This window comes from Lentzea tibetensis, from assembly GCF_007845675.1.
Lineage (GTDB): Bacteria > Actinomycetota > Actinomycetes > Mycobacteriales > Pseudonocardiaceae > Lentzea > Lentzea tibetensis.
Map to the genome: position 1 here is coordinate 108,821 of NZ_VOBR01000016.1, position 11,940 is coordinate 120,760.

The 11,940-nt window shown below is 69.0% G+C and carries 9 protein-coding genes; 6 read left to right on the forward strand and 3 right to left on the reverse strand.

The genetic code is table 11. The features are described from left to right. Window positions 1–127: 127 nt before the first annotated feature. The 5 genes from nirB to FKR81_RS24805 all read left to right on the forward strand — a co-directional run bounded on the left by nirB (window position 128) and on the right by FKR81_RS24805 (window position 8,241). Entirely contained in the window at window positions 128–2,590 is a 2,463-nt protein-coding gene (gene nirB / locus FKR81_RS24785) for a nitrite reductase large subunit NirB (RefSeq protein WP_146355043.1), read from the forward strand. Window positions 2,591–2,610: 20 nt separating this feature from the next. Further along, window positions 2,611–2,916, forward strand: a complete 306-nt coding sequence (gene nirD / locus FKR81_RS24790) for a nitrite reductase small subunit NirD (protein ID WP_407936551.1) — start codon at window positions 2,611–2,613, stop codon at window positions 2,914–2,916. Further along, window positions 2,913–4,013, forward strand: a complete 1,101-nt coding sequence (locus FKR81_RS24795) for a uroporphyrinogen-III synthase (protein WP_146354892.1) — start codon at window positions 2,913–2,915, stop codon at window positions 4,011–4,013. Before nirD ends, FKR81_RS24795 begins: the two co-directional genes overlap by 4 nt. Beyond that, window positions 4,010–4,657 (forward strand): sirohydrochlorin chelatase, encoded by a 648-nt coding sequence (locus FKR81_RS24800; RefSeq protein WP_146354894.1) that lies wholly within the window; start codon window positions 4,010–4,012, stop codon window positions 4,655–4,657. The genes FKR81_RS24795 and FKR81_RS24800 overlap by 4 nt, the downstream gene beginning before the upstream one ends. 590 nt (window positions 4,658–5,247) lie before the next feature. Further along, a complete protein-coding gene (locus tag FKR81_RS24805) occupies window positions 5,248–8,241 on the forward strand; it encodes a S8 family serine peptidase (RefSeq protein ID WP_186763154.1) in 2,994 nt (997 codons plus the stop codon). 3 nt (window positions 8,242–8,244) lie between these two features. On the opposite strand, the gene FKR81_RS24810 is transcribed toward FKR81_RS24805, so the two are convergent. From FKR81_RS24810 to FKR81_RS24820, 3 genes are read right to left on the reverse strand one after another with little or no spacing between them, the layout of a single operon-like run. Continuing rightward, the gene (locus tag FKR81_RS24810; RefSeq protein ID WP_146354898.1) at window positions 8,245–8,568 is read right to left on the reverse strand and encodes an MGMT family protein; all 324 of its coding nucleotides are present in this window, start codon (window positions 8,566–8,568) and stop codon (window positions 8,245–8,247) included. A gap of 13 nt (window positions 8,569–8,581) precedes the next feature. Further along, window positions 8,582–9,568 carry an alpha/beta hydrolase gene (locus tag FKR81_RS24815; protein WP_186763155.1) on the reverse strand — a complete coding sequence of 329 codons (987 nt, stop codon included), beginning with the start codon at window positions 9,566–9,568 and terminating at the stop codon, window positions 8,582–8,584. A 17-nt stretch (window positions 9,569–9,585) separates the two neighbouring features. Further along, on the reverse strand, window positions 9,586–10,902 hold the full coding sequence (locus tag FKR81_RS24820; RefSeq protein WP_146354900.1) for a cytochrome P450: 1,317 nt from the start codon (window positions 10,900–10,902) through the stop codon (window positions 9,586–9,588). Between the two features lie 163 nt (window positions 10,903–11,065). On the opposite strand from FKR81_RS24820, the gene FKR81_RS24825 reads away from it, so the two are divergent. After that, on the forward strand, window positions 11,066–11,884 hold the full coding sequence (locus tag FKR81_RS24825; RefSeq protein WP_268891578.1) for an SAM-dependent methyltransferase: 819 nt from the start codon (window positions 11,066–11,068) through the stop codon (window positions 11,882–11,884). Window positions 11,885–11,940 lie beyond the last annotated feature (56 nt).

The following is an 11,940-nucleotide window of genomic DNA, read 5'->3' on the forward strand; positions in this document are numbered from 1 at the left end:
ACTCAGCTACCTGCGAAGAGAGTTTCCTTTAACACGGCGGAAATATCGCCGACCTTGGGATGACATGCCGTCCGCTGAGCATAGCGGGCGGAAGGAGGTGTGCCCGATGACCCTGCCAAACAATCCAATGCAGCTAGTTGTGATCGGCCATGGCATGGTCGGCCACCGGCTCGTGGAAGCCCTCCGCGCCAAGGACGTTTCAGGAACCTGGCGGATAGTGGTCTTCGGCGAGGAGAAGCGTCCCGCCTACGACCGCGTCGCGCTGTCGTCCTATGTGGACACCTGGCGCTCCGAGTCGCTGGAGCTCGCACCTCTCGAAGGCGCGGACATCCGGCTCGGCGAGACCGTGGTCAGCGTCGACCGCGAACGCCGGGTCGTCACGTCCGCCAGCGGTGTCGAGGTGTCCTACGACGCACTGGTGCTCGCGACCGGCTCCACGCCGTTCGTGCCGCCGGTGCCCGGACGCGACCTGCCCGGCTGCCACGTCTACCGCACCATCGACGACCTCGACGCGATCCGCGAGACGGTCAAGTCCGCGCACGGCTCCGGCCGGCGTGCGGGCATGGTGCTCGGCGGCGGCCTGCTCGGGCTCGAAGCGGCGAACGCGTTGCGCGGCATGGGGATCTCCCCGCACGTCGTGGAGCTCGCTCCTCGCCTCATGCCCATCCAGGTCGACGAGGGCGGCGCCGGGCTGCTGAAGCGGCTGGTCGAGAAGCTCGATCTCACCGTGCACACCGGCACGTCCGCGTCGTCGATCGAGCGCGACGGCTCGCGGCTGATCGCCAAGCTGGCCAACGGGGTCGAGCTCGACCTCGACGTGGTCGTGTTCTCCGCGGGCATCAGGCCGCGCACGGATCTGGACCTGGGCCTCGAGCTCGGGCCGAGGGGCGGCTACGCGGTCGACGAGGGGTGCCGCACCTCGGACCCGGACGTGTACGCGATCGGTGAGTGCGCGGCGATCGGCGGCACCGTCTACGGTCTCGTCGCGCCCGGCTACTCGATGGCCGAGGTCGTCGCGGACCGGCTGCTCGGCGGTGCGGCCGAGTTCCCCGGTGCGGACCTGTCGACGAAGCTCAAGCTGCTCGGCGTCGACGTGGCGTCGTTCGGCGACGCGCACGCCACGACCGAGGGCGCGCTCGAGGTCGTGGTCAACAACGCCGTCGCGGGCACGTACAGCAAGCTCGTGGTGTCCGACGACGCGAAGACGTTGCTGGGCGGCATCCTCGTCGGCGACGCGGCGCAGTACGCGATGCTGCGCCCGCTGGTGGGCAAGGAGGTTCCCGCCGGACTGCTCGAACCCGGTGGCAACGCCGAACTGTCGCTGCCCGCGGACGCGCAGGTCTGCTCCTGCCACGCGATCACCAAGCAGACGATCACCGACGCGATCTGCGCCGGTGTGTGCACGGACGTCCCGACGATCAAGGCGTGCACGAAGGCCGGAACCGGTTGTGGCTCCTGCGTGCCGCTGCTCAAGCAGCTGCTCACCGAATGCGGTGTCGAGCAGTCGAAGGCGCTGTGCGAGCACTTCGACCACTCGCGCGCGGAGCTGTTCGAGATCGTGCGCGCCACGCGGGTAACGTCGTTCTCCGCGCTGGTCGAGAAGCACGGTCGTGGTCGCGGCTGCGACATCTGCAAGCCCGCGGTGGCGTCGATCCTGGCGTCGCTCGGCAACGGGCACGTGCTCGGCGGCGAGCAGGCCTCGTTGCAGGACACCAACGACAAGTTCCTGGCGAACATGCAGCGCAACGGCACGTACTCGGTGGTGCCGCGCATCCCCGGCGGTGAGATCACGCCGGAGAAGCTGATCGTGATCGGTGAGGTGGCCCGCGACTTCGGGCTGTACACGAAGATCACCGGCGGTCAGCGGATCGACCTGTTCGGCGCGACCGTCGACCAGCTGCCGCAGATCTGGCGCCGGCTGGTGGACGCGGGCTTCGAGTCCGGGCACGCGTACGGAAAGGCTCTGCGCACGGTCAAGTCGTGCGTCGGCACGACCTGGTGCCGCTACGGCGTGCAGGACTCGGTCGGGCTGGCCATCGACCTGGAGCTGCGGTACCGGGGACTGCGGTCGCCGCACAAGCTCAAGTCCGCCGTGTCGGGGTGTGCGCGCGAGTGCGCCGAGGCGCGCGGCAAGGACTTCGGCGTCATCGCGACCGAGAACGGCTGGAACCTCTACGTCGGCGGCAACGGCGGGTTCACGCCGCGGCACGCCGACCTGATCGCGTCCGATGTGGACACCGAGACGTTGATCCGCTACATCGACCGGTTCCTGATGTTCTACATCCGCACCGCCGACCGGCTGCAGCGCACGTCCGCGTGGGTCGAGGGCATGGACGGCGGGCTCGACCACCTGCGTGACGTGATCATCAACGACAGCCTCGGCATCTGCGCCGAGCTGGAGGAAGCGATGGCCGCGCACGTGGGCGGGTACGCCGACGAGTGGCGCGGCGTGCTCGAGGATCCCGAGAAGCTGGCTCGCTTCCAGTCGTTCGTCAACGCACCCGGCACTCCCGACCCGACCATCTCGTTCCGCGAGGAACGCGGTCAGAAGGTCCCTGTCCAGCTTGGAATACCGGAGGTGGCCAGATGATTCCACGCTGTGTGACTCCCGTGTGCGCATTGAGCGCGCTTCGTCCTGAACAGGGCGTGGCGGCGCTGTTGCCGGACGGCTCGCAGGTGGCCGTGTTCCTGACTCATGAGGGTGCGGTGCACGCGCTGGACAACATCGATCCGTTCAGCGGCGCGGCCGTGCTGGCGCGCGGCATCGTCGGCGACCGCGGCGGCGTGCCGGTGGTCGTGTCGCCGGTCTACAAGCAGGCGTTCGACCTGCGGACCGGCGTCTGCGTGGACTCCCCTTCGCATTCCGTCGCCGTGCACCCCGTGCGGGTGCGCGACGGCGTGGTGGAGCTGACATGACCGGCGAGCTCGCGGGCTTCACCGTCGGCGTGACGGCGGCGCGGCGTGCCGACGAACTCGGCGCGTTGCTGGAACGCAAGGGTGCCGCCGTCGTGCACGGTCCGGCGTTGCGGATCGTGCCGCTGCCCGACGACGCGGAGCTGCATCTCGCCACGCAGGGGCTCGTCGCCTCACCGGTGGACGTCGTCGTGGCCACCACCGGCATCGGCTTTCGAGGCTGGATCGAGGCCGCCGACGGCTGGGGCCTCGCGAGCAGGTTGTTGCAGGCACTCGGTTCGGCCGTCGTGCTGGCGCGCGGCCCGAAGGCGCGCGGCGCGGTGCGGGCCGCCGGGCTGGTCGACACGTGGTCGCCGTCGTCGGAGAGCAACGCCGAGCTGCTGCAGTACCTGCTGCGGTCCGGGGTGGCCGGGAAGCGCGTCGCCGTGCAGCTGCACGGGGAACCGCTGCCGGACTTCGTGAACACCCTGCGCGCGGCGGGTGCCGTGGTGGTGGAGATCCCGGTGTACCGGTGGATGCCGCCTGCCGACATCGCGCCTCTCGAGCGTCTGCTGGACGCGGTCCTGGCCGGTCAGGTGGACGCGCTGACGTTCACCAGCGCGCCAGCGGCCGCCTCCGTGCTGCGCACCGCCTCTGGTCGCGGTCAGTACGACGCGCTGGTGGAGGTGCTGCGGCGCCAGGTGCTCGTGGTCGGTGTCGGTGCGATCACCGCCGGACCTCTCGTCGCTGCCGGGATTCCGGTCGTGCAGCCCGCCCGTGCGCGGATCGGGTCGATGGCTCGGGAGCTCGCTCTGGAGCTGCCCGCTCGGGCCACCAGGTTGCGAATCTTCGCGCGGGACATGGAGATGCGCGGCCAGGCCGTTCTCGTGGACGGCGAGCTGCGGCCCGTCGCCCCCGCACCGATGGCCGTGCTGCGCACGTTGGTCGCCGCCCGTGGCCGGGTGGTGTCGCGGCAGGATCTGTTGGCCGCCTTGCCTTCCGGCGGCGAGGAGCACGCCGTGGAGACGGCGATCGGACGACTGCGCACGGCGCTGGGGGAGCCGCGGATGGTGTGCACGGTCGTGAAGCGTGGATACCGACTCGCGATGGAGCCCGCGTGAAGCTCGTCCTCGTCGCCCACGGGACGCGTCATCCCGGTGGAGCCGTTGTCATCGAAGAGATCGCTGCCGGTCTGCGGTCGTGTGTGGACGTTCCGGTGGTGGTCGCGTACGCGGATGTCGCGCAGCCCGACGTGACGTCGGTGCTGGACGGGCCCGCGGTCGTGGTGCCGGCGTTCCTCGCTTCGGGTTATCACGTGCGGGTGGACATCCCGCAGCAGATCGCCCTGTCCGGCCGGTCGGACGTCGTGCTGGCGCCCGCGCTCGGCCCGGACCCGCTGGTGGTCTCGGCCGTGTGCTCTCGCCTGCGGGAGGCGGGCCATCGCCGCGGTGACGCCGTCGTGCTCGCGGCCGCGGGCTCTTCGGACCAGCGCGCTTTGGCTGACGTGCAGGCCGCCGCCCGGTTGCTGCGTGCGTCCGGAGTCGGCTACGTGGCGACCGCTTCTCCCCGCGTGCCCGACGTCGTCTCCGGGTTGCACGGCCGCGTGGCCGTCGCTTCGTGGCTGCTGGCGCCCGGCGCGTTCCACGGGTCGCTCGCTTCGTGCGGCGCGGACGTGGTGTCGGAGCCCATCGGCGCGCATCCGCTGGTGGTCGAAGCTCTGCTGCGCCGGTATCACGCCGCTCTGGCTCACCGCCGCGCCGCTTGACCTGCCGAGGCGCACGGCCGCGACTTCCCTGAAGGTCGCGGCCGTGCGCACTCGGTTGCGGGAGGCGGTTGGTCTCGTGTTGTCACGGCCCCGCGCGTCCGACTTCTTCGGCGGATCGCGGGGCCGCAGTGCGGCGGTCGTTTCGCGGGCACCGGCACCTGTGCATGCCACGGGCCGCATTCCGATCGCTCGGCGCGCGTCCTCTGGTGGTCGATGTGCTGGTTACCGCGAGGTGGTGGAAAACCGTTGCGGCGCTTGATCTTCCACCACTATGGAACCATGCCGACGTGCGGGAAATCCCTAGAAGAAGCCGCCGCCCCCATGGGTGCGGAAATTTCACTCTGCGGCTCGAACTCGTCCTGAATCGATCTGGTGCTGTAGGGCGGTTTTCCTTGTGCACCAACAAGAAGCCGTTACGAGCGTAACGCGTAACAGGTGCCGCTAACACTTTCGGACCACGTCATGTGGCCGATGTCCGTTGTGGTGCACCGAAACTAACGTCCCCTCGACAGATTCATCCGTTCGGCAAGATCGTGAACCAGTCGGGGGTTCAGATGAAATGCAGAGCGGCGGCGATAGCGCTCGCTGTCTTGATCGGGTCCATCACGGCTTCGGCGGCCGAGGCGTCGCCCGCACCACGAGGAGTCACGCTGATCACGGGCGACGAGGTGCTCGTGGACCAGGCGGGACGGGTGCGCGGTGTCCACCCCGGACCCAACCGCAAGCACGTGTTGTTCCATCACTACACGCAGAAGAACCACACCTACGTCATCCCGTTCGACGCGGAACGGTTGGTGCGGAACGACAAGCTCGACCGGAGGCTGTTCGACGTCGCGGAGCTGCTGCGGTCGGGCTACCAACGGCAGACGCCGCTGCTCGTGAACGGGAAGCAGGTCCACGCGAACTGGGAGGTGCTGAGCCAGAGCACCGAGAAGATCTGGCTCGACGCCAGGTACCAGTTGAGCCTGGATCGCAGCGTGCCGCAGGTCGGCGCGCCACAAGCGTGGCGGGCGGGGTACACGGGCAAGGGCGTGAAGGTCGCGGTGCTGGACTCCGGCGTCGACCAGAACCATCCGGACCTCAAGGGACGCCAGGCCGCGGAAAAGAACTTCACCCGCGAACCCGACAACACCGACCACGTCGGCCACGGCACGCACGTCGCGGCCACGATCGCGAGCAACGATGCCGGGTTCCGCGGGGTCGCGCCGGACGCGCAGATCCTCGACGGCAAGGTGTGCGAGCGGCAGGGGTGTCAGTTGTCGGCGATCCTCGACGGGATGCGCTGGGCCGTCGAACAGGGCGCGAGCGTCGTCAACCTCAGCCTCGGGGGGACTGACGAGGCGGGTGTCGACCCGCTCGAGGAAGCCGTGAACACGTTGTCCGCCCAGCACGGCGTGCTGTTCGTCATCGCCGCGGGCAACGAGGGGCGTGCGGAGAGCATCGGCTCGCCGGGCAGTGCGGACGCCGCGCTCACCGTCGGGGCCGTCGACAAGGAGGACGTGCTCGCGCCCTTCTCCAGCAGGGGGCCGCGTGCCGGGGACGGTGCGATCAAGCCGGACGTGACCGCCCCCGGTGTCGCGATCACGGCGGCCAAGGCCAACAGCACCGGCCGGGTCGCGTTCGACGGCACGTCCATGGCCACGCCCCACGTGGCGGGTGCGGCGGCGGTGCTCAAGCAGCAGCACCCGGACTGGAACGGCACGCAGCTCAAGGCGGCGTTGACCAGCAGCGCGAAGCGACTGGAAGGCCGTTCGCCGATGGAGCAGGGCGCCGGGAGGATCGACCTCGCCGAGGCGATCACCGCGCAGGTGACGGCCGAGCCGTCGAACCTCCACATGGGACTCGCCCAGTGGCCGCACAACGACGACCCGCTGGTCACCAGGCAGCTCACCTATCGCAACACCTCGACCGAGAGCGTCACGTTCGACCTGGAGATCGACTCGGCCGCGCCGGCGGGCATGTTCAAGCTCGGTGCGGAGAAGATCACCGTGCCCGCCAGGGGTGAGGCGCGAGTCGCCATCACCGCCGACACCCGTGTCGGCGCCACCGACGGGACCTTCACCGGTGCGGTGATGGCGACCGCGGGCACGCGGACCGTCCGCTCGCTGCTCAGCGTCAACCGCGAGGTGGAGAGCTACACCCTCTCGGTCAGCCACATCGACCGCCAGGGCAAGCCCGCGCCGAACTACCTCACCACCGTGCTGGGTGTGGAGAACGACAAGCTGGTCAGCCCGTACGACGAGAGCGGTACGTTCACGGCGCGGCTGCCGAAGGGGCACTACGTCGTCGACGGGCTCGTCGAGGTACCCGGTCAGATGGACCAGATGGTCCATCCCGGTGTGCACCTGACCGAGGACGTGGCGGTCACCCTGGACGCCCGCCTGACGAAGCCGATCAGCGTCAAGGCTCCCGAGCGGCTCAGCGAGCACCTGGAGAGCGACATCTTCTGGGAGCGCGAGGAAGGCGACGCCGTCACCGGCGGCGGGTTCTTCGGGATCGGCGACTTCAGCGGGATCATGCAGACCGCGCACGTCGGCCCGGCGTTGACCGGCACCCGGTTCGCCGCGAAGGTCGGCCAGCAGGCCGTCGCCGAGAAGGCGAACACGATGTACCGCTTCGCGTGGGAGCTCCCCGGCGTCTACCCGACCGGTTTCGCGCGAGCTCCCGAGAAGAACGAGCTCGCGCGGGTGGAAACCAGATACGGCAAGGGCAACGCCGACCGCGAGATCCTCAGGGGCAACTTCTCCCGCGGACAGCTCGTCGTCACCGGCATCACCGGCCTGTTCTCCACCGAGGACGCCAGGAGCACCGAGTACCTCACGACCGACGTCTCCTGGTCCCCGACATTGGACGTGCGGCGGCCGGACGGCGAGAGCGACCTCTTCGTGTTCATGGGGCCGGACCGCCGCTACCGGCCGGGGCGTACCTACACCGAGCGGGCGGGCTTCGGCGTCTTCTCGCCCACGGCGTCCGGGGTCGCCGAGTTGCCGCAGCTGGCGCGGTTCGGCGACACCATCGGCATCCAGCCTTCGCTCTTCGGTGACAACACCGGCGGCCGGGCGGAGATCAGGGAGAAGTCCGGGCGCACGGCGCTGTTCCGCGACGGTGTCAAGGTCGGTGAAGCAGCGACCGGCTACGCCGCCGAGTTCAAGGTCCCCGCGGCCGCGGCGAACTACCGCATCGAGACCGAGCAGACCCGTGAGGCGGAGGTCAGCACCGAGGTGAAGGCGGCGTGGACGTTCCGCTCGCAGCGCCGCGACGAGCGGCAGACACCGCTGCCGCTGACGGCCGTGCGGTTCCCGGTGCGGCTGGACGACGACAACTCGCTGCCGGCGGGCCGGGTCCAGCGGCTGCCGATCGAGGTGCAGCAGCAAGCCGGTGCCGACAACGGCAGGGTGCGCAGCGTCAAGGTCGAGGTGTCGTTCGACGACGGCAGGACCTGGCGTGCTGTTCCGGTGAGCGCGAACTGCGCGCTCGTCCGGCACCCGAAGACGGCCGGGTTCGTGTCGCTGCGGGTGAAGGCCGCTGACAGCAAGGGGAACACGGCGGAGCACACCGTGATCCGCGCCTACCGGCTCAAGTAGGGCTCAGAAGAGGCTGGGAGGTTCGTCCGCGTCCTTGCGGGCGTCCTCCCACCGGTACTCGCGCAGGTTGACCTTCCCGTCCAACGAGGGAACGCCCTCCTCGCGCAACATCTGCAGCTGCTCGTCGCGCAGGTGCGGGGCGCAGGTGCCGTCGGCCTTGATCACGCGTTGCCACGGCAGGTCGTGCCCGTCCTCGTTGAGGATCCGGCCGACCAGCCGTGGCGACGGCGCGCGTGACAGGTCCGCGATGTCGCCGTAGGTGGCGACGCGGCCGCGCGGGATCGACTTGATGACCTCGCGGACCTTCTCGTGGATCGCTTCGTCCATCCCGCCAGCTTAATCAGCGGATGGTGCGTGCCCACCCGGCGACCACCGAGTGGTAGTCGGGTGCGTTCGGTGCGTAGTTGATCGAGTGGCCGTAGCCGCTCAGGATGTAGGTCTGCAGGCTCGGTGATGTGGTGAAGAACGGCAGCTCCGACGTCCGCAGCGCGGCGGCCGACGAGCAGTCGCTGCCCAGCGGTGAGCCGCAGAAGTGGTTGTCGTTGCCGACGACGATGATCACCGGGACGTTGATCTGCCGGGAGATCGGGATCACCGTGCTGTTGAGCAGGATCGTGTCCACGGCCTCGGTTGCGGCGAAAACGTCCTTTGTGGACTCATCGAACGAGATCGCGCCCTGCACGAGCGGGCCGGGGGCGTGGAACGAGGTGTACCTGGTGTTCGGGCTGGTGGTCAGGTAGCCGGGATCGAGGCCGATGCCCGCCAGCGGAGCCGGGATCATGTTCGCGAGCACCGGCAGGACGGTGATGAGGTTCATCCGGTGCGTGAACCCGGTGACCAGCACGCCGTCGACGTCGCGGAACATGCCGGCCTCGATCATGGCCATCGCGGACCCGATCGAGTGGCCGCCGACGATCACCTTGGAGAACCTCGGGCGCAGCGTCTGGATCACCTGGTGCACCGCGATGGCCTGGGCCGTCGCGGTCACGAGTGCGCTGAACGGCTTCGAGCTGCGGCCCGTGCCGAGGCGGTCGACCGCCAGCGTCGCGAAGCCCGCCTTGTTCATCGCCAGCCGGAACGAACGGCTGTCGGGGGCGTAGCCGATGTCCCAGTAGGAGCTGTCGTACGTGCCACCGGGGATCAGGACCTGGACGGTGGACGCTCCCTGCGGGGCGCACAGCCTGCCGTACATGGTCTGCGGGGTGAACGCGATCGTGACGGGAACGGTCACGTCCTCGCAGGTGATGGCAGCCGCGTGCGCGGGAGCGGGTACGAGGCTGATTCCGGTGGCGAGCAACACCGCGGCGCACAACCGGCGGAAACGCATGAGAGAACTACCTCCAACTAGTTGCGGGGAACCGCCTTCATGAGCAGGCCGCTGGGGTACGCGGCGGACGTGAACTTCACGCGCACCGGCTGCACCGGAACCAGCCGCCAGCGGGCGGCGACGGTCGCCACGGTCATGGCGATCTCGGTCTGTGCGAAGAGATTTCCGAGGCACTGGCGGTTGCCCGCGCCGAACGGGATGAACGCACCCTTCGGCAGCTGCTCGGCGCGGTCGGGAGACCAGCGGTCGGGGTCGAAGCGCTCCGGGTCGTTGAAGGAGCGCGGATCGAAGTGCACGGCGTGCGGGCTGACGATCACCTCGGCGCCTGCCGGGAGCACCACTCCGCCGAGGTCCACCTCGGTCAGGGTCCGGCGCATCACGAACCACACCGGGTACATCCGCAGGACCTCGTTGACGACCTGGCCCGTGTAGGTGAGGCGGGAGACGTCCGCGAAGGTGACCGGGCGATCGCCCAGCACCTCGTCGATCTCGGTGTGCAGCCGCTGTTCGACATCAGGGTTCCGCGCGATCTCGTGGAAGATCCACGCCAGCGCGAGCGCGGTGGTCTCGATCCCGGCGGTGAGCAGCGTCAGGACCTCGTCGTAGGTCTGCTGGTCGGTCATGCCCGCGCCGCTGTCCTCGTCCTGCGCCAGCAACAACATCGACAGCAGGTCACCGTGGTCGACGCCGTCGGCCCGCCAGCTCGCGATCACCTCGAGGACGATGGCCTTCATGCGCTCGATCGCCTCGTCGAACTGGCGGTTGCCGGGGATGGGTAACCGCTCGACGAAGGACGGCGACAACGCGCGGACCATGCCCTGCTTGATCACGACGAAGATGGAACGGCGCACCTCCTCGATCGCGCGCTTGCCCATCTCCGTGGAGAACAGCGCTTCACCGACGATCGTGACGGCGAGTGCCTGCATGTCGTTCTCGACGACGCGCACCTCACCCGGTTGCCACTCCGACGTCAGCGCCGACGCCGCGCGCACCATCGTCTCCGCGTAGCGCGCGATGCGGTCGCGGTGGAACGCGGGCTGGAGCATCCGGCGCTGCCGCCGGTGGAACTCGCCGTTCGACAGCAGCAACCCGGTGCCGAGGTACGGCTGGAACTTGTCGAACATCGCGCCCTTGCGGAACTTCGAGCCGTCGGTGACCAGCACCTGGTGCGCGAGGCGCGGGCTGGTGACGAAGTACGTGCGCATCGGGCCGAGGTCCACTTCGACGACCTCGCCGTGATCGCGCAACGTCGACGTGAACTCGGCACGCTTGCGCAGCATCGCCGGTGTGTGCCCGATCAGAGGCCAGCGGCCGGGCGCCACCGGGACGGGCATCCGCACTCCTTCCAGAGGCTCTGAGCGACGGACCACCCTAGGCTCCGTTCGGAGTCAATCGACAGTGCCTGATCGGGTGGTGTCGGGTCACACCGATGGACCAGTACCTGTTGGCACTCAGTCGCTAAGCTCATCCATCCCACGAGATGAAGAGGTGTTCACCGTGCCTCAAACGCAGGACTGGGTTCCGCTCAGCGTCGACGTCTCGGTGCCGAGCATGGCGCGTGTCTACGACTACATGCTGGGTGGTGCGCACAACTTCGCGGTGGATCGCGAGGTCGGCGGGCAGATCGAGCACCTGATGCCCGGACTCCGCAACGCGGCCAGGGTGAACCGGCGGTTCCTCGGCCGGGCGGTGCGATTCATGATGGACCAGGGCATCCGGCAGTTCCTGGACATCGGATCGGGCATCCCCACGGTGGCGAACGTGCACGAGGTGGCCCAGGACGCCGACCCGGCGTGCCGCATCGTCTACGTCGACCGCGACCCGGTCGCGGTGGCGCACAGCGAGCTGATGCTGATGAGCAACGACCGCGCCGCGGTCGTGCAGGCCGACATGCGCGACCCGGAGGCGATCCTCGCCAGCCCGGAGGTGCGGCGGTTGCTGAACCTCGACGAGCCCGTCGGGCTGCTGATGCTGCTGATGATGCACTGGGTTCCCGACGAGTCGGACCCGCCGGCGTTGATGAAGGTCTACCGCGACGCGCTGGCGCCGGGGAGCTACCTCGCGATGACGCACGTCAGCGCCGACCACCAGGACGACGCGGTCAGCGCTGCGACCGACGTCATCAAGAAGAGCAGGAGCGCCGATCAGATGACGATGCGCTCGTACGACCAGGTGCACGCGCTGTTCGACGGCTACGAGCTGGTCGAGCCCGGCCTCGTCGGATGCGGAGAGTGGCGGCCTGACGGACCGGGTGACATCGCGGACGAGTACGGCATGAACATGCTCGCGTACGCGGGTGTAGGCAGAAAGCCATAAGGGATCTCGATCGGGTGAGACAGATTCACACTCTCGGTCGAGCGGGTATCGACACT

Bases quoted from the DNA above. Each gene is read 5' to 3' on its own strand.
- FKR81_RS24815 (WP_186763155.1), bottom strand. From the start codon at position 9,568: ATGCGTTTCCGCCGGTTGTGCGCCGCGGTGTTGCTCGCCACCGGAATC.
- FKR81_RS24810 (WP_146354898.1), bottom strand. From the start codon at position 8,568: ATGGACGAAGCGATCCACGAGAAGGTCCGCGAGGTCATCAAGTCGATC.
- FKR81_RS24795 (WP_146354892.1), top strand. From the start codon at position 2,913: ATGACCGGCGAGCTCGCGGGCTTCACCGTCGGCGTGACGGCGGCGCGG.
- nirB (WP_146355043.1), top strand. From the start codon at position 128: ATGCAGCTAGTTGTGATCGGCCATGGCATGGTCGGCCACCGGCTCGTG.
- FKR81_RS24820 (WP_146354900.1), bottom strand. From the start codon at position 10,902: ATGCCCGTCCCGGTGGCGCCCGGCCGCTGGCCTCTGATCGGGCACACA.